Annotated in this window: 20 protein-coding genes and 1 pseudogene; 14 read left to right on the top strand and 7 right to left on the bottom strand. The window is 65.8% G+C overall.

Going from position 1 to position 24,230, the window contains the following annotated elements; genetic code table 11:
- Positions 1 to 27: 27 nt before the first annotated feature.
- Both PU704_RS20110 and PU704_RS18050 read right to left on the bottom strand, forming a co-directional pair.
- The gene (locus PU704_RS20110; RefSeq protein ID WP_075873121.1) at positions 28 to 516 is read right to left on the bottom strand and encodes a GNAT family N-acetyltransferase; all 489 of its coding nucleotides are present in this window, start codon (positions 514 to 516) and stop codon (positions 28 to 30) included.
- Positions 517 to 847: 331 nt separating this feature from the next.
- Positions 848 to 1,009 (bottom strand): hypothetical protein, encoded by a 162-nt coding sequence (locus PU704_RS18050; protein ID WP_158041337.1) that lies wholly within the window; start codon positions 1,007 to 1,009, stop codon positions 848 to 850.
- 912 nt (positions 1,010 to 1,921) lie between these two features.
- On the opposite strand from PU704_RS18050, the gene PU704_RS18045 reads away from it, so the two are divergent.
- Together PU704_RS18045 and PU704_RS18040 are read left to right on the top strand one after the other, a co-directional pair.
- Positions 1,922 to 2,875, top strand: a complete 954-nt coding sequence (locus PU704_RS18045; protein ID WP_277552269.1) for an oxidoreductase — start codon at positions 1,922 to 1,924, stop codon at positions 2,873 to 2,875.
- The gene (locus PU704_RS18040) at positions 2,875 to 3,504 is read left to right on the top strand and encodes a TetR/AcrR family transcriptional regulator (protein ID WP_075873123.1); all 630 of its coding nucleotides are present in this window, start codon (positions 2,875 to 2,877) and stop codon (positions 3,502 to 3,504) included. The genes PU704_RS18045 and PU704_RS18040 overlap by 1 nt, the downstream gene beginning before the upstream one ends.
- Positions 3,505 to 4,258: 754 nt before the next feature.
- On the opposite strand, the gene PU704_RS18035 is transcribed toward PU704_RS18040, so the two are convergent.
- Complete coding sequence (locus PU704_RS18035; protein ID WP_277552266.1) at positions 4,259 to 6,646, bottom strand: MMPL family transporter; 2,388 nt, start codon at positions 6,644 to 6,646, stop codon at positions 4,259 to 4,261.
- A 36-nt stretch (positions 6,647 to 6,682) separates the two neighbouring features.
- A complete protein-coding gene (locus PU704_RS18030; RefSeq protein WP_277552264.1) occupies positions 6,683 to 7,285 on the bottom strand; it encodes a TetR/AcrR family transcriptional regulator in 603 nt (200 codons plus the stop codon).
- A gap of 385 nt (positions 7,286 to 7,670) precedes the next feature.
- Here PU704_RS18030 and PU704_RS18025 point away from each other — a divergent pair, with 385 nt between their 5' ends.
- The 3 genes from PU704_RS18025 (at position 7,671) to PU704_RS18015 (ending at position 9,512) form a co-directional block, all read left to right on the top strand.
- Positions 7,671 to 8,105 carry a DUF6640 family protein gene (locus PU704_RS18025; protein ID WP_139318418.1) on the top strand — a complete coding sequence of 145 codons (435 nt, stop codon included), beginning with the start codon at positions 7,671 to 7,673 and terminating at the stop codon, positions 8,103 to 8,105.
- Between the two features lie 468 nt (positions 8,106 to 8,573).
- Positions 8,574 to 9,134, top strand: coding sequence for an NADPH-dependent FMN reductase (locus tag PU704_RS18020; protein WP_277552261.1), 561 nt, complete (start codon positions 8,574 to 8,576; stop codon positions 9,132 to 9,134).
- Positions 9,135 to 9,203: 69 nt separating this feature from the next.
- Positions 9,204 to 9,512, top strand: coding sequence for a transposase (locus PU704_RS18015; protein WP_277552259.1), 309 nt, complete (start codon positions 9,204 to 9,206; stop codon positions 9,510 to 9,512).
- Between the two features lie 97 nt (positions 9,513 to 9,609).
- Here the strand turns inward: PU704_RS18015 and PU704_RS18010 are convergent, their stop codons facing one another.
- Positions 9,610 to 10,794, bottom strand: coding sequence for a PucR-like N-terminal domain-containing protein (locus PU704_RS18010; RefSeq protein WP_380114007.1), 1,185 nt, complete (start codon positions 10,792 to 10,794; stop codon positions 9,610 to 9,612).
- A gap of 248 nt (positions 10,795 to 11,042) precedes the next feature.
- On the opposite strand from PU704_RS18010, the pseudogene PU704_RS20105 reads away from it, so the two are divergent.
- A pseudogene (locus PU704_RS20105) lies at positions 11,043 to 12,093 on the top strand (IS256 family transposase); the annotation flags it as partial.
- A gap of 377 nt (positions 12,094 to 12,470) precedes the next feature.
- On the opposite strand, the gene PU704_RS17995 reads toward PU704_RS20105, so the two are convergent.
- On the bottom strand, positions 12,471 to 13,448 hold the full coding sequence (locus tag PU704_RS17995; protein ID WP_277552322.1) for an aldo/keto reductase: 978 nt from the start codon (positions 13,446 to 13,448) through the stop codon (positions 12,471 to 12,473).
- Positions 13,449 to 13,884: 436 nt separating this feature from the next.
- Here PU704_RS17995 and PU704_RS17990 point away from each other — a divergent pair, with 436 nt between their 5' ends.
- The 4 genes from PU704_RS17990 to PU704_RS17975 all read left to right on the top strand — a co-directional run bounded on the left by PU704_RS17990 (position 13,885) and on the right by PU704_RS17975 (position 17,814).
- Positions 13,885 to 14,511 carry a TetR/AcrR family transcriptional regulator gene (locus PU704_RS17990; protein WP_277552251.1) on the top strand — a complete coding sequence of 209 codons (627 nt, stop codon included), beginning with the start codon at positions 13,885 to 13,887 and terminating at the stop codon, positions 14,509 to 14,511.
- Positions 14,508 to 16,178 (top strand): MDR family MFS transporter, encoded by a 1,671-nt coding sequence (locus tag PU704_RS17985; RefSeq protein WP_277552249.1) that lies wholly within the window; start codon positions 14,508 to 14,510, stop codon positions 16,176 to 16,178. The genes PU704_RS17990 and PU704_RS17985 overlap by 4 nt, the downstream gene beginning before the upstream one ends.
- Positions 16,179 to 16,319: 141 nt before the next feature.
- Entirely contained in the window at positions 16,320 to 17,189 is an 870-nt protein-coding gene (locus PU704_RS17980; protein ID WP_277552245.1) for a WxL protein peptidoglycan domain-containing protein, read from the top strand.
- Between the two features lie 133 nt (positions 17,190 to 17,322).
- Entirely contained in the window at positions 17,323 to 17,814 is a 492-nt protein-coding gene (locus PU704_RS17975; RefSeq protein ID WP_277552243.1) for a beta-class carbonic anhydrase, read from the top strand.
- Positions 17,815 to 18,062: 248 nt separating this feature from the next.
- Here the strand turns inward: PU704_RS17975 and PU704_RS17970 are convergent, their stop codons facing one another.
- Complete coding sequence (locus PU704_RS17970) at positions 18,063 to 18,656, bottom strand: recombinase family protein (protein WP_075871023.1); 594 nt, start codon at positions 18,654 to 18,656, stop codon at positions 18,063 to 18,065.
- A 374-nt stretch (positions 18,657 to 19,030) separates the two neighbouring features.
- On the opposite strand from PU704_RS17970, the gene PU704_RS17965 reads away from it, so the two are divergent.
- The 4 genes from PU704_RS17965 to PU704_RS17950 all read left to right on the top strand — a co-directional run.
- On the top strand, positions 19,031 to 20,032 hold the full coding sequence (locus tag PU704_RS17965) for an Abi family protein (protein WP_277552240.1): 1,002 nt from the start codon (positions 19,031 to 19,033) through the stop codon (positions 20,030 to 20,032).
- Between the two features lie 164 nt (positions 20,033 to 20,196).
- Positions 20,197 to 20,961 carry a hypothetical protein gene (locus tag PU704_RS17960; RefSeq protein ID WP_277552238.1) on the top strand — a complete coding sequence of 255 codons (765 nt, stop codon included), beginning with the start codon at positions 20,197 to 20,199 and terminating at the stop codon, positions 20,959 to 20,961.
- A 514-nt stretch (positions 20,962 to 21,475) separates the two neighbouring features.
- Positions 21,476 to 23,413, top strand: coding sequence for a site-specific DNA-methyltransferase (locus PU704_RS17955; protein WP_277552236.1), 1,938 nt, complete (start codon positions 21,476 to 21,478; stop codon positions 23,411 to 23,413).
- The coding region (locus tag PU704_RS17950) for a DEAD/DEAH box helicase (RefSeq protein ID WP_277552234.1) at positions 23,413 to 24,230 on the top strand (818 nt) is incomplete at its 3' end. The genes PU704_RS17955 and PU704_RS17950, both read left to right, overlap by 1 nt.

The raw sequence follows: 24,230 nt of genomic DNA, 5'->3' as shown, positions 1-24,230 counted from the left end.
CGGGCTGATCCGACGCTCATTTGTGGCTCAGCCGAGTCGCGGTCGTTCCATCTCCACGGCATGCCAGGGCTTGCCACTCACCTCGGTGCTACGCACTCGACCGGTCGTTTGAAAACCCAGGCTCTCGTACACACGTCGAGCCGAGACGTTATGCGCGTAGACCCCCAACCTCATGGCCGGTAGCTCCGTCGCTGCAAAACCCACGCGTACTGCTGCGGTGATCAAATCCCTACCCAAGCCGCGTCCTCGAGCAGTGGGGTCGAGGAGGATGCACCCGAGTCGCATCATGCGTGCCTCGTCGTCTACGAGCAACGACGCGTGGCCGACCGGCTCCCCGGAATTGGGGTGGAGCCCGGTCCAATACCGGCGCCGATCGTTGTGCAGATAGGTCTCCAACTGTCCTCGGTCCAAAGGCCAGGTGAAGGTGCGGCCAGACCAGAGCACCATGTCCGCCTCTGAGGTCACCCAGCTCAAGATGATGTCCAGATCCGCTGGGCGGGTCTCTCGCAGGCGCATATGCCAATGCTAGAGAGACCTCGGGCCATTGCCGCCGCTAACCAATCCGCATGTCCGGAGACAAACAGTCACCGCACTTCCCGCAGATGTCCGAAAACCGGGCCATATGTAAAGCGGCCCTTTTTCGTGACCCTTGCGGCATGACGCCTCATCTGACCTACTGACGCGGCAATCCGCTGCTCGAGAACCAGCCCAGTCCGGCTTGACAGGCTATAAGAGCATCCCCGGGCGGCTGATGTTATATGCGGGTCCCTAGCCTGAGGGCCCCGTACCCGATCTCCCCGATCGAGCGCCGGAATGCCCTAATCCTCTGTCGGGTGGGGCGCTTTCGTTATGGCCTGATGGTTTCTGTTGCGTGCACGATCAGCTCCCCCATCATGTCCACCACGACCTGCCGCTGGATCTGCGTCAAGGGCTGGGTGCTTTCTGCTAGTGCGTCCCGCAATAGGTCATGGAACCGGCTGATATCTTCGAGACGCTCGACAGTGATCACTCAATAACACTAATCGACGTGTCCCTTTCCGGGACGGACCCGTAAACGAGCACCCTGCCGGACGCTCCTAGCCCGCTGGGGATGTCCTGCCCCAGGACAGTAAACCCCTGATCTCGTCCGATCGCGAGGCCTCACTGGGGCGCTGATGGGGCGCTTCGGGCCTCTACCAGACAGCAGATCTTCGATCGGCTGGTCAAGGCCGGCAAGGACTGCCACCGCAAGCCCGCCGAGATCGCCGACGAGGCCCTCGACACTGGGAAACTGCTCATACCGCACAACCTCATAGTCCCCGTTACCTTCGTCGTAGCTTCCCCCTCCATCCTGCTGGACGGGGAAGCTACGACGAAGGTAACGGGATGGGCCCGGTCTGTTCTCGCCCCCTTCTTTGGCGTGCACGAGCACCGGGTTGATGCTGGGGCGTGAACACTCCGGTGCCTGCGCATCGGAGTGTTCAGGGGGCACCGTCTGGGGCCGGTGATCCCAGATACCGGCCTCTTGCCGCTTTCGTAGTCGATGCCAAGGGCGATCCCGCCGCCGGAGGCCTGGGGCAGTACGGCGAAAATGTCCTCCAGGGCGACCCGGTTGCGGATTCCCGCTTGTCCACCGGGAGCAGTACAGGCATCGATGCCCCGAGCCAGGTGGTGACGAGGGTGAGCGATGCTGCACCCAGAGTGTCGGCGAAGAGGCTTCAGGACAAGCACCCTGGTGAGGCTTCGGAGCGGGACGGCCGGCGGTCCGTCGGTAGTTGGAAACCCCGGACCAGTTTCGTTCCGGTGGACCGGTCTCTGACCGATCCGATAGTTGTATCGGTCAGGGGCATACCGATGCTCAGGTGGTCACCAGATGCGACCCCGACGGTGCGGCGCCGCCCCGAAACGGACACTTTCAGTCCGTTTCGGCTATGGTCTGGTCATGACGAACACGACGACATCTCCGGCCTGGTCGCTGGCCGACATCCCCTCTCTGGACGGGCGCACGGCCGTGGTCACCGGCGCGAACAGCGGCATCGGGTTGCGCACCGCGATCGAGCTGGACCGTCGGGGCGCGGTGGTGACCCTGGCCTGCCGCGATCCGCGGCGTGGTGAGCGGGCTCTGGCTCAGCTGGTCGAGGAGACGGGGTCGAGCACCGCCAGGCTCGGACAGCTGGACCTGGCCGACCTCTCCTCGGTGCGTGCGTTCGCCTCGGCGTGGGATGGACCGTTGGACCTGCTGGTGGCCAACGCCGGCATCATGGCCGTCCCCCAGGGCCGGACGGCTGACGGCTTCGAGCGCCAGCTGGGCACCAACCACCTCGGCCACTTCGCCCTCACCGGGTTGCTGTTGCCGGCCCTGCGCCAAGCGGAGGCGGGCAGGGTCGTGGTCGTCTCCAGCAACGCGCACTGGTTTGGGCGCATCGACTTCGACGACCTGCACGGTGTGAGCAGCTACCGGCGGTGGGCGCGGTATGGGCAAAGCAAGCTCGCGAACCTGCTGTTCGTCCACGAGCTGGATCAGCGACTGCAGGCGGCGGCCGACACGGTGACCGTCGTCGCGGCGCACCCAGGTGTTGCCAACACCAACCTCTCCAGCGGATTCATTGGTCCTGCGGGCCCGATGCGCACGGTGGTGCGTGCCCTGCAGTCGCGCATTTCGCAGCCCGCCGCCGCGGCGGCCCTGCCGTCCCTGCGCGCTGCGACGATGCCCGACGTCCGCGGCGGCCAGTACTACGGGCCTGGCGGCCTCGGCCAGGGGCGCGGGGCCCCGGTGCTCGTCAGCCGCTCCCGTGCTGCATACGACGACGCCGTTGCCGCCCGGCTCTGGCAGGTCAGTGAGGACCTGACGGGAGTGACCTACCCGGATCTGCCGGCCCCTGGCGAGGCCCGTTGATGGACGTCGAGCCCAACCCAGCGCCTCCTGCGACGGGGGCACGAGGACGGTCGGACGCGGCACGCAACACCGAAGCCGTCCTGCTCTCCGCGCGTGCGGTGTTCGCCGACCGGGGTGCGAGTGCCACCATTCCCGAGATAGCCCAGCGGGCAGGAGTCGGGAACGCCACCGTCTACCGGGCTTTCGGCTCCAAGTCGGGCCTGCTCGCCGCGGTGGGTCAGGATCTGCTCAGCTGGGTCTCCCAGCGGATCGCCGAGGCCATGGCGGACGCGACCCAGCACGGCGCCGCGGCCTGGCCTGCTTTCCTGGAAGACCTGTTCGAGCGGCTCCGGACGGACCGCATGACCCTGAGCCTTTTGTGCGGAGAGCTCATTCCAGGTCTGGGCACGGCCGAGGTCGAGGTTCGCGCGGCGATGGGCGCTCTCGTATCTCGGATGCGCGAGGTCGGAGCGCTGCGCCCCGACGTCAACGTGGACGACGTGACCATCCTCGTCACCGGCTGCGCCACCGGCCTCGACCACGCACGGCAACAAGACCCCGCCCAGTGGCGGCGCTTCGCCGATCATGTGCAACGAGCCCTAGCACCGTCGACGCCGAGCCGTGGGACGACGCCTGCACCGTCAGGTTGAACCGGGTAGCCCGCGACGTCGCCGGGCTCGCCCGGGTCTGCCAGCCGCCACGGGCGCCAGACGTACCGCGGGCCGACGGCGCCCCCGAACGGTCGCCTTGTCGGGATCACTCCGTGACGGACCTATCTGCGAGACCGGTCCACCGGGTCTCCTCGCGCCGGAATAAACGCTTTGCCGCGTGCCGGGGGCTTGACCGCGGTATCCACCAGATCACCGAGGAGAACTCTTATCCTCCGCACACACCTGGCGGTCCACCACGATGCAAGGCCTGCGCGAAAGCTGCTCAACACCGCTACTACCAGAAGACCAAGGACAAGCAAAAAGCCGCCAGGGACGCCCGCAAGGTCTCTCTTGGACAAACTCTGGAGCACTTCGGCGGTGATAACACACGCCCTTCATGAGCCGTCTCATATTCCCGGACTTACACGACTCACCGAGAATCCGCGCTCCATTGCGGGGCTGTCGCTGGAAGTCGCCCCCCCCCCCAGGGCATCCGCCCACTGCTGCACGGGCAGTGAGCCCATGCGAAGGTGGTAGTGGCCACCGGTTGACCGAGGCAACAGCGGTCATCGCGTTGCGGCGTGGTGAGACGCAGGGAATACTGGCGCACCGGTCTGATGACCGCCGGGATCCTCGGTGACCGAGGCCCTGGGGTGGAGGGTCGCTCGCGTTCGACAGTGCCGGCCGAGCCGGTGGGTCCGGTGGAGGCACCGGAGCCTGCCCCGGACGTTGGGCTCGGGATGTTTCCGTTCCCTCAGGTGCGGACCTCGATCTTGTCTCGATCGGTGGCCTCGGGCTGCTGGTTGAGCATGGCCAGCAGCTTGTCGCCCTCGATGTCGAGGTCCGGCAGCAGGCGATCGAGCCAGCGGGGCAACCACCATGCTCGTTCGCCGAAGACGGCCATGAGGGCCGGGACGAGGGTCAGCCGGACGATGAAGGCGTCGATGAGGATACCGACGGCGAGGGCGAAGCCGATCTGCTTGATCATGACGTCGTGGCTGAAGATGAAGCCGGAGAACACCGAGATCATGATGATGGCGGCTGCGACGACGACCCGGCTGGCCTGGTCGAAGCCGTGGACGACGCTCTGCCGGGCTTCCTGGCCGTGGATGTGGGCCTCGCGCATCGAGGAGACCAGGAAGACCTCGTAGTCCATGGCGAGTCCGTAGAGGATGCCGGTCACCATGATCGGCATGAAGCTCATCAGCGGACCGCCGGTGTCGACCCCGAAGAGGCCGCTGAGCCAGCCCCACTGGAAGACGGCGGTGGTGGCTCCGAAGGTGGCCAGGATGCTGAGCAGGAACCCGGCCGTGGCCTTGATCGGAACGATCACCGAGCGGAAGACCAGCAGCAGGATCAGCACGGACAGGACGATGATGATGCCGAGGTAGAGCGGAAGGACGCTGGCGAGCTTGTCGGACATGTCGATGCCGATGGCGGTGAACCCGGTCACGCCCAGCTGCACCTGATTGTTCTGGGCGATCGCGTTGTCGGGCTCGCGCAGGGACTTCACCAGGTCCCTGGTGGCCTCGTCGCTGGGGCCGGAGGTGGGAATGACGCTGAACACCGCCAGATCTCCGGCCTCGTTGACGCCCACGGGGGCGGCCAGCACGATGTCGTCCCGGTCCTGGAACTCCCCGATCAGTTTCGCGGTCAGCTCGGGCGTGACGCCGCCTGCGGTGTCGGTGGGTTCTGCGGTGACCAGCAGCGGGCCGTTGAATCCTTCACCAAAGCCTTGGGAGACCGCCTCGTAGCTCTGCCGGGCGGCGGTGTCCTGGTTCGCGGTCGCCCCGGAAGGGATCCCCAGGTTCATGTCGGCCGCGGGGATCGCCATCACGCCCAGCAGCGCGACCACGCCCGCGATGACGGGCCACCTGAACCTGATCACACCCTTCACCCAGTGGTCAGCCACACTGTGTGATTCCGCTTCCACCTTGGCGCGGCTTCGGGCTCGGGCCTTGTCCGAGCAGATCCGTTCCCCGACCAGCCCTAACAGCGCCGGCAGCAGGGTCAGGGCGATGAGCACGGCCAGGGCCACCGTGGACGCCGCGACCAGCGCCATCGTGGACAGCATGGCGATGCCGATGACGGTCAGTGCCGTCAGGGCGATAATGACGGTCAGCCCGGCGAAGAAGACGGCGCTGCCCGCGGTGCCGACCGCTCTGCCGGCTGCCTCCTGAGCGGTGAGTCCCCGGTCGAGGATCAGCCGTCGCTGCCGGTTGACGACGAACAGCGCGTAGTCGATGCCCACGGCCAGCCCGACCATCAAACCCAGGACGGGGGTGGCGGAGTTCATCTCCACCACCGTCGAGAGCGCGTACGCCCCGCCCACGCCGATGCCGACACCGATCAGCGCGGTGATCAGGGGCAGGCCGGCCGCGATCAGCGAGCCCAACGTGAGCACCAGTACCAGGGCGGCGACGGCGAGACCGATCACCTCGCCCATACCGACCGGGACCTCCAGGGCTTTGAGCGAGTCACTGGGCAGCGCAGAGATCTCCGTTCCCTCCTCGGCGCGCTCCACCACCTCGACCACCGAGGTCACGTCCTCGTCGGTCAACGAGGTCGAAGCGACCGTGAACTGGAACTGGAACAGCGCGACCTGCCCGTCAGAGGACACCAGCACGCCAGGCACCGGCGCCCCGTCCACCACCAGCGGCTGGTAGGGAGGCGCCTGCCCCTGCTCCGGCCCAGCCGCGGGAGTGCCCGGGGCGTTCTGCTGCCCAGCACCGGCAGCACCTTCCCCAGGGGCGCCCGGGGCGTTCTGCTGCCCAGCACCGGCAGCGCCCTCCCCGGGGGCAGCCGGGGCGAGGTCGAGGGGGTTGACGACCTTTTCGAGGGCGTAGACGTCGTTGACGGTGTCGCTGATCGCTGCCAGTCGCTCCGCTGTGTCCAGACGCTCACCGTCCGGGACGGTGAAGACCACACTGGCCTGACCCCCCGAGGCCTCGGGGAGCTCAGTGGATACGCGGTCGAGCACGCTCTGGGCCTCGGTGCCCTCGATCTTCATGTCGGAGCTCACGCTCACCCCGTTGACGGCCACAGTGCCGATGACCACCGCGAGGACTGTCAGCCAGCCGGCGATGAACAGCCACGGCCTGCCGAACGCGGTTCGTCCGAGCCGGTACAAGAAAGTGGACATGGGTCTGGTTCTCCTTGAGGGCGAAAGCGGCGGCGTCTAGAGGCCGCGGCGCAGGTAGTCGAAGGTCATGTCGAGGAACGAGTTGTAGTCCATCGACGCGGAACTGAGGTCGCTCTCCCCGCCGAAGCGCACGTCGAGGGTCCCCTCCAGGGCGGCCATCACGGCCCCGTACACGGCACCGAACAACAGCGGCACGTAGATGGCCGGGTACCGGTCCCCCGCCACCGACCCGAAGACCTCTTGGGCGGTATGGCGCATGCGTTGCTGAACCCGCAGGACGTGGGGCTCCAGGGTCGGGTACTGCTGTGCCATCGCCATCAGCTCGCGCATCTTGACCAACGTGTCCTCGGTGAACTGCGCCCTCATCACGGCCAACAAGGCATCGAGCAGGGGCAGATCGGCGGGCAGGCCGGCCAGAATCGCGCTGGCGTCGTCGACACCACCGAAGGCGACCGAAGCGACTGCCTCCTCCTTGCAGGAGAAGTGGTTCGCGAAGGTGCGTCGGGAGTACCCCGCCCGCTCCACCACATCCGCGGTGACAAACCCGGACAGCCCGCGCTCACGCGTCAGCTCGAATGCCGCCTCGGCCAGCGCCTGCCCCGTCGCCTCGCGCTTGAGGTCCCGCAACCCACGATCCATGCCCATAGTGTGAACCACACTGCCCAATAAGCAAAATTGCCCAACGGGCAGACCGGTCTTCGCCTCGCCCCGTACTCCCAAGCTGCAGTCCACCGAGGGCAAGCCGGTAGCGCGAGAGGTGACATCGGATCAGGCAGCCCCGGCCCTCGGTGCGCTCCAGGCCGAGGGAGCGGATCCGGCCGGCTCCGCTGCTCGTGGCACCCCCACGCCCCCTCACTCCACTGGGCTGGTTTTCCCTCAGTTCTTCGCAGCGGTACCGCAGCGGCGACCACGACTCACCGGCGGGCGGGGCCGGCTCTGCCGCGGCGCGAGTCCTTGGTGCCTCGGTGCCTGAGGATCCTCCCGCGACGCGGGGAAGATGACACGGGTCCGATAGAGTGTCGCCATGTCAGCAGGGCGCACAATCCTGAATGTCGTTGCTGGGGCCACCACGGTGGGAGGATTCGCCGCGGACTGGAACCGCACGCACCTGTTCAATCCGAACTGGCCTGCGCATGCCCGGTTCCACGATGCGATGACCATCGCCGTGGCCGCGCTGCTGGGGGCTGGGGGACTGTATGCGTTGAACCGCAAGGGGCCGGACCCGGACCGGGACACCACCATGGGCGCCCTGTTGCCGGCGGTCTTCTGGACCTCCATGAGCGCGGCCTTCGCCTTTCCCGGCACCCAGGGCCTCCAAGCGGAATTTCCCCACCTGGTGCCCCGGGTTCGAGGAGTGTGGATCGACGAGCGGTTCGCCAGCGCGGGAATGCTGGGGCTGACCGGCCTCGGCTATGCACTCGAACGACGCACACGCCGGGGTCATCGGGCCCAGGTGTAAAAAGGCAACGTTGCTGTCAGGTTCTGAAGCCCGCTGCTCAGATGCCCGGAGTCCTCTGCACCGGGGGCTCAGGTATCGCCAGCCAGAGCCCCATGGAGCGCCAGGCGGGCGGCCTCGATCGGAGTCGGTGAATCGTCGAGGCCATCGGCCCACGCGGGACGGCGTCCGCGGTCGCCGCGGATTGTCCTCCAGGGGCGCCGACGAGGTGGCCTCCGCCTGCAAGCTTCTGCTGACCAGGATTCCGCCTCCGCCGTAGAATCCCACCACAACACGGGAATCCTGTGGCTACTGGACCAGCATGGCGGGCCCCCGAACTCATGGCGCATCGGTGAAGACCTCGGCGGCGCAGAGCCGGGAGGGGTTCTCTTCCGGCTGGGAATCGGTAGCCTCAACGGGAGGGTGTCGTTCCGCGGGTTCCCGGGACCGACGCCGCAGTGGTACCAACCCTCAAGACCCCAGGAGATTCTTATGGTGCGCATCGCGATCGTCGTCGGCAGCACCCGCCCGAACCGCAACGCCGCGGACGTGGCGGACTGGGTGCACGAGCACGCCTCGGCGCGCACCGACGCCCGGTTCGAGCTCGTGGACATCGCCGACCAGCACCTGCCCCTGCTCGACGAACCCCTCCCCCCGTCCCTGGGCCAGTACAAAAACGAGCACACGAAGGCATGGTCGGCGAAGATCGCCTCCTACGACGGCTTCGTCTTCGTCACCCCCGAGTACAACCACTCCGTGCCCGCGGCGCTGAAGAACGCCGTGGACTACCTCTACGCGGAGTGGAACAACAAGGCCATCGGCTTCGTCAGCTACGGCAGCGCCGGGGGCACCCGCGCCGTGGAGGCCTGGCGGCTGATCGCCGCCGAGGTGCAGATGGCCGACGTCCGCGCCCAGGTGTTCCTGCCCTTCGGCTCGGAGTTCGGAGAGGACTTCTCCTTCCAGCCCACCGAGGGCGCTACCGGCGCCCTGCAGGCACTCTTCGATCAGGTGGTGGCCTGGGCGCAGGCCCTGAAACCGCTACGCGGGGCGTAAGAGGTCATTTCAGCAGGAGTTGGCCGTAGATCTTGATGGCGCCCGGGGTGCTCGGCGACCCTCGTGAGCATGATGGGGAATCCCGTGCCGGATTCGCTGTGGGAGCGAGCCGAGCCGTTGCTACCAGCATGCCCACCTCGGCGGTACCGCCACCCAGGGCGCCGGCGCGCAGATGACCCCGCGGTTCTGACAGGGGTCGTGTTCGTGCTCAAGACCGGGATCTGCTGGAATCAGCTGCCGCGCGAGTCACTGGGCGTTCCCGGGGTTGGGTGTGCGCTGGTTCTGAGCACTACAGCCGCGTTGAGCGGGCATGGCCGAACGCCCGGTAGTGGTTCACTGCTTGGCGTGGTGCCAGGGCTGCTGCAGTGGTTCCACTGAAAACTGGACCGGCCCCGGATCCCGGGTCGCTGTCCTGGTCCTTCGGCGCCGCCGGCGGCCGATCACCGCCCAGGGGCGGGGCTTCAACGGTCCTCGCTCACGCGCGGTCCTGGTCGGCGCGGGCGCGCAGGAGGAGCTCGAGCTCGAAGCGGGCCTGCGGGTCGTGGAGCGCCTCCCCAAAGACCTCGCGCAGCTGATTGACCCGGTAGCCGACCGTCTGCTCGTGGATCTCCAGCTCGGCGGCCATCGCCGCGCGTTGCCCATGGTGTTTGAGCCAGGACAGCAAGGTGGAGACCAGTCGTTGCTGTTGGGCCGGGCGGAGATGCTCCAGCGGGGCCAGCCGCTGGGTGGCGAGGTCTTCGACCAGGGCGCGGTCGCTGTGCAGCAGCAGCCGGGTGAGGTGCTGGCAGACCCACAGTGGTTCCTCACCATCGTGCTCCAGCAGGTCCCGGGCGGCCACGGCCAGGCGCAGGGAGTCCGGGGCCGCCCGCCAGGGTCGTCCCGGGCCCACCACCGCGGTCCGCCCGGTCAGGGACCGCCCCAGCTCCCGCCGGGCCGCAGGCGTGGGCGGTTCGGGGAGGACCGCCACGACGTCCCCGGGGCGGGAGGTGAGCAGCGCCCCCGGTCCCAGCCGGGACCGCAGCCCCGAGCGCCGCTCGGCGGGCAGGAGCACCACCACGACCCGTTCGGGCAGGACCCAACCTGCCGCGAGCACCGCGGCACGCACGGACTCCTCCTCGGCGTGACCGCGGATGAGCATCTCCGCCACCATGTCCAGCAACCGGTCGCGTTCCCCGGCACGCTCGGACTGCTCGGCAGCGTAGCCCTGGGCGCTGGCCGCGGAGAGCTCCTCGATGTAGGCGAACACCGACTCCGCCAACACGATCAGCACCGAGGCCTCGAACCCGGCTTCCATGGCCACCTTCGACATCGCCCGCAGGGTCGTGCGCCCCCCGGAGCGGTAGGCGGTGAACAAGGCGTCCATGGGCCGGCCCTGATGCACCTCGGCCCGGCCCAGCCCCTCGTAGACGACCTGGTCCACCTCGAGCAGGGCCGGCTGGTCGGTGCCGGCCAGATCCAGGAACCTGGCCAGGGCGTCCTGGACCCCGTGCCGGATCTCCTGGCCCAGCGCGCCATCCATGAAAGCGGCGTAGACCGGGACATCGTGATGCACCCCCGCCAGCAGCTGCTCGGTGATCACTGGCAGATGCACGCTCAGCAGCGGAGCGAGGGCGGGCGGCAACCCCGTCCACGGCAGATCGCGATCCACATCAGACACCATGCACCTCCTTCCATGCTGTAAGCACAGTCTCTCCGGGACGGCCGAGGGCGGGCAACGCCGACCAACCCGGCCGGACCGCGGGATAAGGCGGTCCTGGGCAGGACCGTATTGAGGCTCACCGTCAAGGACCGAGATCGGGTGGAACCAGCCGCGACGCGGGTTGCTGAAGTTCGGAAGGACATGCCGGCGGCGAGACACTGCAAGAAAACGGTGTGTGAGGGTCCGGCCTGATCCGAAAGAAGACGGCCGTGTCAGAGTCCACGACCGAGACGACGGGCACGCATCGATCCCGTGACCGGAAAGATCATCAATCAGAAGGACCTCGTCGAACGGCCTCTCGCCCACGCGAAGGAGCGGGGCGTGAGCCTGATCGAGCCCGGCGGGGCTGCTGAACCAGCTCACGAAAAACGTGCTGGAGGCCGCCCGGGAAGCCGAACTGCCCGAGCACCCCGGTCATGACCACGGGCAGACACCGATCGCGGCGAACATGCGCAACGAGACCCGGGTGATGACCGTGCTGAGCGAGATCGGCCCGGTCGAGATCGAGGTTCCCTTCGGACCGGACGGGACACTCACACCGGTGATCGCGCCCCAGCGCAAGCGGCGCCTGGACGGGATCGACCAGATCGTGCTCCACGTTCTCGGCCAGCGGATTGATCACGGGGAGATCGCCGCGCACTTCGAGGAGATCTGCCGGGCGAAGCTCTCTCAGGACACCCTGAACCGGATCACTTCGGAAAGTCGCCGGCGAACTGGCCGAATGGTCCTCTCCTCCGCTGGACCCGCTCTATCCGGTGCTCTTCGTCGACGTGATCGCTGGTGTTGATCCGCGACAGGCAGATGCGCACCACGCCCTTCTACGTCGTCCTGGGCGTGACCACCCACGGGGAACGCGACAGCCTCGGGAACTGGGCCGGCGACGGCGGGCGAGGGCGCCCGGTTCTGGCTGCAGGTCTCCTCTTCAGCTGAAGACCCGTGGTGTCCAGGACACGCTCACCGGAAGCCGGCGACGGGCGCAAGGGCCTGCCGGAGGCCATCACGATCACCGGGCAACCGACGGTGGCGCAGCAGTGCGTCGTGCACCTGATCCGCAACTCCTTCCGCTACGCCAGCCGCCGGCACCGCGACGGGATCGTCACGGCGCTCAAACCCGTCGACACCGCCTCGTCCGAGGCCGCGGCGGCAGACCGGTTCCCTTCAGGTCGAGGCCGAGTAGGCCCGCGGTATCCGGCGATCGCGCAGCGGTGGGGGCTCCTGAGCGTCAGTTCGTGCCCTTCGAAGGAGGACGACGTGGAGATCCACCTCCGTGATCCACACACGCTGCGCGGCATCCTGAAGAGGCTCGAGCGATCCGCAACGACGTCCGATGACGTGGCGGCCCCGCAGCTGCAGGAAGAGCCCGAGCGGCTCACCGGGGTGATCTGCCCCGCCGCTGGCTGACTCGATCGAGCTCTTCCCAGACCCTGCCGGACCAGGAATCGCCACACCCGCCCCACCCACCGTGGGCCATATACGCGCCGCTCTCGATCCGTAGGAGGCCGCCGCCCACCGGTAATGCGGTGTTGCAGGCCCAACCCGGCCCTAGAGCATGCGACCAGGCATGGACACGTCGGCTGCACCCGGAGACGATCCGGGGACTCGGCGGGAAGCGTCTCCGGGTGCAGCCGTGCGGATTTCTACCGGTTGATCGTGGACATGTCCTCGTAGCGGTCCCCGGCCGGGGCGGCGACCTGGTCGAGGGCGGCCAGGTGCTCGTCGGTGAGCTCGAGGGCGTCCGCGGCGGCGTTCTCCTCCAGGTAGCTCACCCGCTTGGTGCCGGGGATCGGGGCGATGTCATCGCCCTGGGCCAGCAGCCACGCCAGGGCCACCTGCCCGGGCTTGGCGCCCAGCTCGGCGGCCACCGCGTCCACCTGCTCCACGATCCCGATGTTGTGCTGGAGGTTCTCCCCGGCGAAGCGGGGGTTGTTGCGGCGGAAGTCGTCCTCGTCCAGCTGCTCGATGGAGCGGATGGTGCCGGTGAGGAAGCCTCGTCCCAGCGGGGAGTACGGTACGAAACCGATGCCCAGTTCCCGCACCGTGGGCAGGATCTCCTGTTCCGGGTCCCGGGACCACAGGGAGTACTCGGTCTGTAGCGCGGTCACCGGGTGCACCGCGTGTGCCCGGCGGATCGTGGCCGGGGCCGCTTCGGAGAGCCCGATGTGACGGATTTTGCCCTCCTGGACCAGCTCAGCCAACGCGCCCATGGTCTCCTCGATGGGTGTGTCCGGGTCCATGCGGTGCTGGTAGTACAGGTCGATGTAGTCGGTGTTCAACCGCTTCAGGGAGCCCTCCACCGACAGCCGCACGTTCTCCGCGCTGCCGTCCAACCCCGGGGTGTCGCCGGCGCGGTGGGAGATAGTGCCGAACTTGGTGGCGACCACCACCTCCGAACGACGGGAGCCCAAGGCCCTGCCCAGCAGTTCCTCGTTGGCGTAGGGGCCGTACATCTCCGCGGTGTCGAAGAACGTGACCCCCAGATCCAGGGCCCGGTGGATCGTGGCGATCGACTCGGACTCGTTGGCGCCGCTGCCGGTGTAGAACGCCGACATGCCCATGCACCCCAGACCCAGGCGGGAGACCTCGAGTCCTGCGGTGCCCAAAGTGACGTGCTTCATGGTGTATCCGTCCATTCCTGTTCCGTTCTGCTCGGGGACCCCGAGCCCGGCAGGGCCCGGGTCTGTGGACCCGCCCGTGGAGGCAATGGGGACCACCCCGACTGCCGTTGACTCTGACCCGACGGTCTGCCCCGCGACCGCGCCGAAGGACACCTCCTCAATCACGGTGGTGTCCCCGAAGGCCCTCCGGAAGTCCCGGATCTGCACCCATGGCTCCCTGAGGATCTTCTCCTCCCCGCCTCTTCCACCCGAGAACGGCTCAGCCTACTGACAGCAGACAGGGTACGCCCCCGCTCCCGGCACCACCGGAAACGGTGGCACGCCTCTGAGTCTCTCCCGGAAGGCGGATCCGAGCCACTCACCTCGCGGTCTCGACGCCCCCCCTTCCCCTGCGATGCATCAATGCATGTTCTGCAGTTGTGCAATGATGGGGGGTGTGAGTACGACATCCAGTTCCTCGCTACGCCAGCGGAGAAGAGCCGACACCTGGGCAGCCATCCACGAGGCGGCCGCCGCGCTGGTCCTGGACCACGGGATCGAGGGCACCACCGTGGACGCCATCACCCAGAGCGCCGGGGTGTCCCCACGGACGTTCTTCAACTACTTCCGCACCAAGGAGGACGCGGTGCTGGGCCTGCGCGCCCCGGCCCTGGACCCGACTCTGCTGAAAGGCTTCACCGCCGAGGGCGACCTGCTGGGCCAGACCTCACGGTTGCTGCTCGCGGTGGCTCGCAGCGCTGATGCCACCGGTGACCCCGTGCGGCGCCGGGCCCTGCTGCGGAGGTACCCCCATCTGGGTCAGCGGCACAAGGAATACATGCTCGAGGCCGAAGAGCTCGTGCGCCAGGCCCTGGCCGGCCTCCTGGCTGCGGACCCGCAGTGCTCCGCCCAGGTCCCAGGATGCGACGCGCAGGAACTGGCCCGGATGCTCGTCATGATCGCCGGCGTCCCGATCCGCTTCGCCCTGGCCTCCCCGGCCTACGACACCGACTCCGGTGTAACACCCGAGAACCTGACTTCGGCCCTCACCCTTTTCCACCATGTCCAGAGGAAGCTCTCATGACCCCCGCCCCTGCCCACCGGGCAGAACCCACCGACGCCCACCGCCCGGAACCGGCCGAGGGGAAGCAGCACATCGTGCTGCTGTTCATCGGGCTGATGCTCTCCATGCTGCTGGCCGCCCTGAACCAGACCGTGCTCAGCACGGCCCTGCCCACGATCGTGGGTGAGCTCAACGGCGTCAACGAGATGCTCTGGGTGATCACCGCCTTCATCCTGGCCTCAACCATCATGATGCCGGTCTACGGCAAGCTCGGGGACCTGATGGGCCGCAAGGCCCTGCTGATGGCCGCCATCGTGCTGTTCATGATCGGCTCCGTGATCGGGGCCCTGGCCGGCACCATCGAAGTCCTCATCGCCGCCCGCGTGGTCCAGGGCCTGGGCGGTGGCGGGCTGATGATTCTCTCCCAGGCGGCCATCGCCGACGTCGTCCCGGCGCGGGAGCGCGGGAAGTACATGGGTGTGATGGGCGGGGTGTTCGCCGTCGCTTCCGTGGCCGGGCCGCTGCTGGGCGGCTGGTTCACCGAGGGACCCGGCTGGCGGTGGGTGTTCTGGATCAACATCCCCCTGGGGCTGCTGGCCCTGGCCGGGGCGTTCTTCTTCCTGAAACTGCCCCGCCACCCCGGCCGCCCGCGCGTGGACGTGCCCGGCATGATCCTGCTGGCTGTGGCCACCACCTGCCTGGTCCTGTTCGCCACCTGGGGCGGCGGCAAATACGCCTGGACCGACCCGGTGATCCTCGCGCTGATCGCCGGGACCGTCGTGGCCGGGGCCGCGTTCGTGGCGCAGGAACGCCGCACCGCCGAGCCGATCATCCCGATGCGCCTGTTCGCCGAGCCGAACTTTGTGCTCACCACTGTGGCCGGGTTGTTCATCGGGGTCGCGATGTTCGGGGCGATCGGCTACCTGCCCACCTACCTGCAGATGGCCTTCGGTGTCGACGCCACCGAGTCCGGGCTGCTGATGATCCCCATGATGGGTTCTCTGCTCATCGCCTCGGTCATCTCCGGGCAACTGGTCAGCCGCACCGGCCGGTACAAGTGGATGCCGGTCACCGGCAGCATCATCGTCGCCGCCGGCCTGGGGCTGCTCTCCACCCTCACCCCGCAGGTCTCGCTGTGGCAGGTCTGCACCTACATCGCGGTCATGGGCCTGGGACTGGGGCTGTCCATGCAGATCCTCGTCCTGATCGTCCAGAACACCTTCCCCCTGCGACAGGTCGGCACCGCCACCGCCTCGAACAACTTCTTCCGTCAGATCGGGGCCACTCTGGGCTCGGCCGTCGTGGGCAGCGTCTTCGCCGCCCGCCTGACCGACCTGCTCACCGAACGCCTGCCGGCAGCCGCCCTGGAAAACGCCTCGGGCGGAGCCAACTCACTGACCCCGGCCGTGGTCGCTTCCCTGCCCGAGGCCCTCAGGAACCCGATCATCTCCTCCTACAACGACGCCCTGACCCCGGTGTTCATCTGGATCACACCACTGGCACTGGCCGCAGCCGTACTGCTGTGCTTCGTGAAAGAAAAGCCGCTGGCCACGACCATCGAGCACGACGTCAACGCGGAGGCGATCTCCGAAGGCAACATCCTCATCACTGCCGACGACCCCGACGACGCCGAGGCCCAGGACCCCGCCGGTGACCGCTACGAAGACATGTCCACGAACAAGCGCTAGAAGAACACCACGCCACCTACCCCCGGAGACGAACCCCCGAACCCACCGATCGTCTCCGGGCGGAGGCGGACACGGCGTGCTCACGCACTGCCCCACGCTCCGGCACCCGTGCCGTCGAGTCCCCCCGATGGATGTCCATCGATGCCCGCCCCCCTGCGCCGCAGTCTCATCCCCCTGCTGGCGGCCCTCGGCCTGATCCTGGCCCCCACGACCGGTGCCACCGCCACCACCGCAGAGGCCGAGCAGCCGGTCAACCTCAGCCTCCGTCCCGTGGACCACCCCGGGTCCTACTTCGACCTCACCATGGAACCGGGCGAAGGCCGCGACCTGACGGTGGCGCTGGGCACCAACGGTGATGCCGCCATGGACGTGAGCACCTACCCGGCCGATGCCTACACCATCATCAACGGCGGCTTCGCGGCGAAGGAGAGCGGCACCAAGCCCACGGGCACGACCACCTGGCTGGACTATCCCGCGCAGGAACTGTCATTGCCGGCAGGCCAGGCCAATGAGCGCACCATGACCGTGAGCGTGCCGCAGGAGACACAGCCGGGCCAGTACATCACCAGCCTGGTGCTGGAGAGCGCCGAGCCCGTGGAAGGCTCCGGGGAGGTCGCCCTGAACCAGATCGTCCGCCAAGCCCTGCCCGTCACCGTCCAAGTCCCCGGGCCGCTCGAACCGGCCTTCGAGTTCGGTCGAGCCGGCCACATCGACACGGCCGGCCGTTCGGTGGTTCAGGTGGGGATCACCAACACCGGCAACGCCCACGTGGAACCGGCCGGGGACCTCACGATCCGCGACGACAGCGGCGAGACAGTGAGCGAGGCGGAGGCCACCATGAGCAACTTCTTCGCCGGCACAGAAACCCAGGTCGAAACCACCCTCGACGGCGCCCTGGACTGCTGCATCAGTAGGTGTCTCCAGAGCGACCTGTTCTCGCTTTCCCAGACACGGAGGGTGACGCCGAACGACGGGAAGGGTGTTCACGGGCGACGGCCGGTCCTGGGCTGAAAAACGGACCAGGCGGGTCCGGAGATGTTCGACCGCAGCACCCCAGAACACTGGAGCCGAAGCCCATCACCGACATGCAGCCCACCACAGCCGACATGCAGTCCGCCACAGCCGTCGAGGAAAGGCCTCTGCCATGAGCGTCACCGATGACCTTCTGCACCACGCCGAGGCCTATGCCGCCGGCTTCACCAAGGGCGATCTGCCCATGCCCCCGGCCCTGCCGGTAGCGGTGGTGGCCTGCATGGACGCCCGGCTCAACCCCTACGGACTGCTCGGATTGAGCGAAGGCGACGCCCACGTCATCCGCAACGCCGGTGGGGTGATCACCGACGACGAGATCCGCTCCCTGGTGATCAGCCAGCGGCTGCTGGGCACCCGGGAGATCATCCTGATCCACCACACCGACTGCGGCATGCTCACCTTCACCGACGACGCCTTCAAGGCCCAGATCGAGGCCGACACCGGGATCCGCCCGCCGTGGTCACCGGAGTCCTTCGCCGATCCCGACGACGACGTCCGCCAGTCGATGGCACGGATCGCCGCCAACCCCTTCATCGCGCACCAGGACAGCGTGCGCGGATTCGTCTACGACGTCACCGACGGCTCGCTGCGCGAAATCCATTGACCCACGGCCAAGACTGGCAATTGGTGCCGCAACAGACATAGCGGAGACGCCCGACAGCCTTCCTGGCCCAAATGATCGTCCAGTTGAAGAAGTATCGGCAATAGGTAGCGGACAACTCACTCCCCGCCAGAATCTTTCAGCGATGGCAGGCATGGGGGCACTTCCCACCGGTGACCCTCACACCTCATCGTGACCGGTTCAAGCACTCATGGACGCTCATCGAAGCGCAGGAGAACCCCAGACCTGGCTCAGCTGGGGAGAGCTGTCGGCAGTTCCCGGATCCGCCGGTAGAAGGTGGCCCTGGACATCCCGAGGTCTCGGGCGACCTGGGTGACTGGCTCCCCGGACTCGATGAGCCGGAGAGCGTTGCGGATCTGGGAGTCGGTGAAGGTCTGGCGGCGACCACCGAGGTCCTTGCCGGCGGCCCGGCGCTTGGCCACGGAGTCGGTGATCCGCTCACGCTTGATCTCCAGCTCCATCTGCGCCAGGGCGGCCATCACAGTGAAGACCATCGAGCCCATCGGGGTGTGGGTATCCACGTCTCCCCCACCCAAGTTGAGTACCCGCAGCCCGGCACCTCTGCCCCGCAACGCCTCGGCGAAGGCCAGCATGTTCTGCGTCGACCGCCCCAACCGGTCCAGCGTGGTGATCACCAATGTGTCCCCCTCCTCGAGCGCCGCCACGGCCTTGTCGAACTGCGGACGCGAAGCACGGCCTCCAGACACTCCATGATCGACGTAGAGGTCATCGCGCCGCACGCCCGCATTCCGCAGGTCATGCACTTGGCGGTCGGCGTCCTGCTGCCGCGTCGACACTCGGGCGTACCCGATGAGCTTCCCCATGTCTACCTCATCTGTCTCGCAACTAACGTTGAGTATCCGATTCTAGGGGTACGGATAAAGCACATAGATGCGAGACGCGCGGAACCGCGGAAACATGCGGGCGCAAATTTCCCGGACGAGACGTCTCGCATCCCTTGGGATGCGAGACGCGCCATGCGGCCCAGCGTCAACGGAGTAGGTGGATGGAAGTGGTGGGTAGCCTTCGTCGTGGGTGACGTACCGGATCCCCCGGCGTGTCATCTTGTCGGTGCGCAACGTTCGATGCGCTATGGTTAACGCACAAACGCCGGCCCCACTGTTCTCCCCTTCCGCATAACGGAGGGGTGCCACAAGGGCCGGATTTCTTTTAAGTCGATGTGATGGAGCCCCCCGCCATGACGCCTCAAAAGCCGTACAAAACGTACGCCGAACTGGTGGACATCATGGAAGAACGGGGCATGGCCATCCCTGACAAGGCCGCAGCCCAGCAGCGTTTGCGAATTGTCAACTACTACCGTTTCTCCGCCTACACGTACCCGTTCCGCATCCCGCACCCGGATGGTGCAAGTCACGGGTCAGTTCGCGAGTACCGGAGCGCCCAGTTCCAAGAGGGCGCTCACTTCGAAAACGTAGTTCTGCTTTACGACTTGGATCGGAAGCTGCGGACTATTCTTCTGGAGGGAGTGGAACTGATCGAAGTGGCGCTCCGGACTAAGGTGTCCTACACACTCGGTCGGACTGACCCGTACGGATACCTAAACGGATCGAATCTGCACCCGCGGAAGATTTTGTACCGGCCTGATGTCACTGACATCGATGGCACGCGCCGACCCGGGCCCACCAGGCACGAATCGTGGAAGCAGCGGTTCAATGCCCTAGTGGACCGCGCTGCCAAAACAGAGGATTTTATTGTCCATTACAGGCAAAAGCATCAAGGTGCTCTGCCGATTTGGGTAGCAGCGGAGGTGCTGGACTTCGGCGCACTGGCAGACCTGTATCAGCTTATGGACAAATCAGACCAGAATCAGGTGGCATCTGAGCTTGGCATCAAGGGTGGTGGTGAGCTTGAGAGATGGCTAATCCACATAAAGCCGGTACGGAATCATGCTGCACACCACGCCCGATTATGGAATCGACGCTACTCCCACGACGTCCCGACCATTGCGCCTCACTTTCTACTAAACCCCCTTCCTGAGGTAAATCACCATGAAGCGGCGCGAGGTTTGTACTACCGCGTCTTGCTCATGGCCTACCTCATAAAGCACATCGATCCTCAATCACAATGGCTAAAGTCGGTAAAAACACAACTCCGCAAGTTTGCCAATATCAAATTTATGGACGCCTGCAACGCCATGGGGATGCCCAAGGACTGGGACCAAGAGACATTCTGGGCCTAAGATCGGCGAGCATGCCGCTAGTGAGCCTGAAGCTAGTCGACTAAGGTCGGCGATCGTACCCACCGACCGCCTATTGGGACGACGACGGCCCCTCGTTCCGGCACCCGCCCCAAATACTTCCCCGAGAATCCATACCTCTTGCAAGTTGTCATATCATTTGCAGGATGAGCACAAACAGTAGGACTCTAGGATCGCTGAACTCTTGGGAACGACACAACAGCTCCGGGCCAGTAACACACGAAGACATAGTCCGCTTTAGAATGATGACAGAGGCGGATCGCATCGAACTACTAGGCAGCCTGCGTCGACGAGCGGAAATCGGCAACCTACCCGACTTGGCACCGATGGGTGTAGCCTCCCTAGCCCTCCTGGCAGCATTGGGTGGATCCATATCAAGCTTCGCACCGGGGGTGCAGGCGCTGATGTGGCTGAGTGCATTAGCCGTCATCGTCTTTGGCCTGTCTTTCATGACCCGAATGCATAATAATTCCGCGGGGCAAAGAGCAAGAGCGGACATATACACGGAATACCTGCATAGCCCATTGGGACACCCTTCGGCAGATAGCTCGAAAATCATTGAACAAGCATTACTTCCTGACCGTCCTGAGAACGGCACAAGTAAACGTCGAGCCCTGATATTTCGGTTGGTTATGCTGGCAACAGCACTTGCTGCCGTGGCCGCGGTAGGAGCGACACTATTTACCTTTGCCATGGATTCCGGGCTCGAAATGGGGCTTTTAGGGACTTCTGCACTGGGAGCTCTTCTAGTTGCTTCAAGCGCCTTTCCAGACCTAGCTACTCACCTTTTTAAAGACTTTAATCCTGAGCAAGCTGACAAACATACTGAAGCAAGATTAGCCCTGGTTATTATTGGCGGCATAATGCTTGCCGTAAGCCCGTCAGTGCAATATGTCAGTGCACTATTTTGATTTTTGTGCGAATTTGAAAAATCAAGCATGAGATACTCAAGTTCCCCACCAGAAGGTGTAGAGCCCAGGCGCCCAGAAAGGGATGACCGTTTCTTCTTCCAGCGGGATATCTTGAATTCCTCTAGGCCCATGGAATCGCACTAGTCACGGTCACCGGAGGTCAATTTGTCTTTGACCTTAGAGCTGCGATGCCCGGTCTTCTCATGAGGCGGCAGGAGGCCGCAACTTGATTCGGCCTTCCCACCTTCGTCGCACAGGCCTGCAGGCCGACAACTGAGGGTAAGGGCACCAGAGTGACCTTGTTGGACCCGATGCATCCCAAGCACCTCATGGAGGTGCTTACCGACCTCTCTGCCCGCATCTGAGCGGGCTGTCCGGGTCCGTGCAGGAGGCCAGCGGTCTTGTGAAAAGCTGACTACCAGACAGTTACAGCATTTGAGGGTCACGTTGCTCCAACGTGGCCCTTGCGCGGCCCAATGCCGCGTCAGGGATTGGTTTGAGTTGAAGGGTGGGCATGAAGTCACCGAAGGGTCGTCTTGAGCTGACGTGGATGGGCAAAGATCTAGCCTTAATTCCTGCGGAGCACGGGAAGTACGACTACCAGTGGGTGGACCGCAGTGACCCGCGCGCCCGCGAGGTCAAGAGCCTCCAGGTCACCGACACGGTAGGAGAGCTCGAGGGACCCACCGGGGCCGGCGAGAACCTTCTCATCGCGGGGGAATCCGCAGATGCCCTGCGGTCTTTGGGCACCGTGCCGGAGTGGTCGCAGAAGTACCGGGGCAAGGTGAAGCTGGTCTACATCGATCCGCCTTTCAACACTGATCAGGCGTTCGAGCACTACGCCGATGCGCTGGAGCACTCCGTGTGGCTGACGATGATGCGCGACCGGATTCGTCACCTCAAGCCGCTCATGTCCGGTGATGCCTCCATTTGGGTGCACCTTGACGATGCAGAGGTCCACCGCATGCGCGGCCTATTGGATGAAGAGTTCGGCGCGGAGAACTTCGTTGGCGAAGTGGTCTGGCAAAAGGCCGATTCCACCCGGAACGATGCCAAGGGACTGTCCATCGACCAGGATTTCATCTTGGTCTACCGCCGCAGCGCAGCGTGGGCGCCAAATCGGCTGCCCCGCACTGCCAAGTCAGACGCCCGGTTCTCCTCCCCCGACGGCGACGCCAAACCTTGGTTTGACGGTGACCCCACCGCACCAGGCGCCAAGACGCATCAGGGCATGGTCTACGCGATTCAACACCCCATCACGGGAGAACTGCACTACCCCGCACGGGGCCGGTGCTGGTGGACCGAGCAGGCGACCATCCTGCGTGAAATGAACGGTTACGCCCCCTATGAGTTGCGCGACATCGAGGACGCTTCTGCTCGAGCGACCCTCTGCGGGGTGCCTGCAGATGCGGTACGGCAAGGTGTCCAGGCGGTGATGCTGGCCATTCCTTTGGAGGAGGCGCAAGGCATCGCCCGGCAACGGTATGAACAAGGCGACTGGCCGATGGTTATCCTCCGCTCCGGAGGGACCGGTGGATTGGGCCGGAAGTCCTACGTCCCTTCCACCGGCCTGGCCGTCTCCACCTGGTGGAGCAACGAGATGGTCGGCCACAACCGGGAAGCCAAGGCGGAGATCAAAGCCCTGTTCCCTGGACAATCTGCTTTTGACACCCCCAAGCCGGAGCGGTTGCTCTCCCGCATCATCCAAGTCGCTACGCAGCCAGGTGACCTTGTGTTGGACTGCTTCGGTGGATCAGGCACTACTGCAGCAGTCGCGCACAAGATGGGACGTCGGTGGGTGACGGTCGAACTTCTGCAGAGCACGGTAGAGAAGTTCATCCAGCCACGCCTGAACAAGGTGGTCCGAGGAGAAGACACCGGAGGCATCACCATCCAGAAAGAACGAGTGGACGTTGCCGGTTTGCCGGAAGGCATGACCCCAGAAGACGCCCAGCTCTTCACCACTCTGCTCGGCCGGGTGACCAAGTCCATGAGCGGTCTTGATCCGCAGACGGTCAAGGCACTTCGAACAGCTACCCGCACCAGGGAAGAGACCACGGCGCAGTGGACTGGCGGGGGCGGGTTCACCGTGGCCCGGATGGGCCCGTCCATGTATGAGGTCGACGACGAGGACGGGGAGGTGTACCTGTCCGAGGCGGCGACCAATGGTGCGTTCTCCCAGGCCGTGGCCGGCCAGCTGCGGTTCTCCTTGACCCCGGATCACCCGGTGTTCTGTGGGGTCAAGCGCCGGTTGCGTCTGGCGGTCGTGGACGGGGTGGCCGATGAGCAGGTGGTCCGCACCGTGGTGGAACACCTCGGTGACGGGGAGAAAGCGGTGGTCGTGGCCAAGGGAGTGCTGCCGGAGGCCGAGCAGTTGTTGAGCGAATTGTCCCCCGGTTCCCGATTGCGCAAGGCCCCCGAAGACCTGTTCCCGAAGGCAACGGTGAAGTGATGTTCGAGATCACCTACGACGAAGCCCTGCTGCTGGAGATCGCCGCCCGCTTCGACCTGCGCGAACCCAACCGGTTGGCCTTGGCCGAGGTCGTGCAGGCCATCGTGGCCGCCGACGGGTCCTTCACCGAGATGGTGGCCGATCTGGCGACCGGAGTCGGCAAGACGTTCCTGATGTCCTCGCTCATCGACTACCTCGCCGCCCAAGGAGTGCGCCACGTCCTGGTGGTGACCCCCAACAGCACGATCCAGACCAAGACCCTGGCCAACTTCGATGAGGCCTCGGCCAAGTACGTCGCCGGGGCGGAGACCGTCCCGTTCGTCATCACCCCGGAGAACTTCCAGCGCGCCGAGGTCGGGACCGTGCTGCGGGATCCGGAGCGGCTGAAGGTGTTCGTCTTCAACGTCCAGCAATTGATCCGCCCCAGCGACAAGGTCAGCCGCCGGGTGCGGGAGGACGACGAGACCCTCGGCAATGCGCTTTATGCCTACCTGGAGAACACCGAGGACCTGTTCGTCATCGCCGATGAGCATCACATCTACCACGAGAAGGCCAAAGCCTTCTCCCAAGCCATTCGTGCCCTGCACCCGGTGGCTCTGGTGGGTCTGACCGCGACCCCGGATGCGACCGACATCCCCAAGATCGTCTTCCAATACACCCTCGGGGAAGCCATCGCCGACGGGCATGTGAAGGTCCCGGTCATCGTCTACCGCAAGGACGGCACCAAGGACGAACGCACCCAACTGGCCGATGCCTGCCAGCTGCTACGGGCCAAGGACGCCGCTTACAACCAGTACCGGGCCGTCGCCGGAGACGC

Origin of the sequence: Kocuria oceani, assembly GCF_029524215.1 — a bacterium.
Taxonomy (GTDB): Bacteria; Actinomycetota; Actinomycetes; order Actinomycetales; family Micrococcaceae; genus Kocuria; species Kocuria oceani.
Note: the sequence above shows the minus strand (reverse complement) of the source record. Positions and strands in the feature narration are given on the sequence as shown.

Bases quoted from the DNA above. Each gene is read 5' to 3' on its own strand.
- PU704_RS20110 (WP_075873121.1), bottom strand. From the start codon at position 516: ATGCGCCTGCGAGAGACCCGCCCAGCGGATCTGGACATCATCTTGAGC.
- PU704_RS18045 (WP_277552269.1), top strand. From the start codon at position 1,922: ATGACGAACACGACGACATCTCCGGCCTGGTCGCTGGCCGACATCCCC.
- PU704_RS18040 (WP_075873123.1), top strand. From the start codon at position 2,875: ATGGACGTCGAGCCCAACCCAGCGCCTCCTGCGACGGGGGCACGAGGA.
- PU704_RS18035 (WP_277552266.1), bottom strand. From the start codon at position 6,646: ATGTCCACTTTCTTGTACCGGCTCGGACGAACCGCGTTCGGCAGGCCG.
- PU704_RS18030 (WP_277552264.1), bottom strand. From the start codon at position 7,285: ATGGATCGTGGGTTGCGGGACCTCAAGCGCGAGGCGACGGGGCAGGCG.
- PU704_RS18025 (WP_139318418.1), top strand. From the start codon at position 7,671: ATGTCAGCAGGGCGCACAATCCTGAATGTCGTTGCTGGGGCCACCACG.
- PU704_RS18020 (WP_277552261.1), top strand. From the start codon at position 8,574: ATGGTGCGCATCGCGATCGTCGTCGGCAGCACCCGCCCGAACCGCAAC.
- PU704_RS18015 (WP_277552259.1), top strand. From the start codon at position 9,204: ATGATGGGGAATCCCGTGCCGGATTCGCTGTGGGAGCGAGCCGAGCCG.
- PU704_RS18010 (WP_380114007.1), bottom strand. From the start codon at position 10,794: ATGGTGTCTGATGTGGATCGCGATCTGCCGTGGACGGGGTTGCCGCCC.
- PU704_RS17995 (WP_277552322.1), bottom strand. From the start codon at position 13,448: ATGAAGCACGTCACTTTGGGCACCGCAGGACTCGAGGTCTCCCGCCTG.
- PU704_RS17985 (WP_277552249.1), top strand. From the start codon at position 14,508: ATGACCCCCGCCCCTGCCCACCGGGCAGAACCCACCGACGCCCACCGC.
- PU704_RS17980 (WP_277552245.1), top strand. From the start codon at position 16,320: ATGCCCGCCCCCCTGCGCCGCAGTCTCATCCCCCTGCTGGCGGCCCTC.
- PU704_RS17975 (WP_277552243.1), top strand. From the start codon at position 17,323: ATGAGCGTCACCGATGACCTTCTGCACCACGCCGAGGCCTATGCCGCC.
- PU704_RS17970 (WP_075871023.1), bottom strand. From the start codon at position 18,656: ATGGGGAAGCTCATCGGGTACGCCCGAGTGTCGACGCGGCAGCAGGAC.
- PU704_RS17965 (WP_277552240.1), top strand. From the start codon at position 19,031: ATGACGCCTCAAAAGCCGTACAAAACGTACGCCGAACTGGTGGACATC.
- PU704_RS17960 (WP_277552238.1), top strand. From the start codon at position 20,197: ATGAGCACAAACAGTAGGACTCTAGGATCGCTGAACTCTTGGGAACGA.
- PU704_RS17955 (WP_277552236.1), top strand. From the start codon at position 21,476: ATGAAGTCACCGAAGGGTCGTCTTGAGCTGACGTGGATGGGCAAAGAT.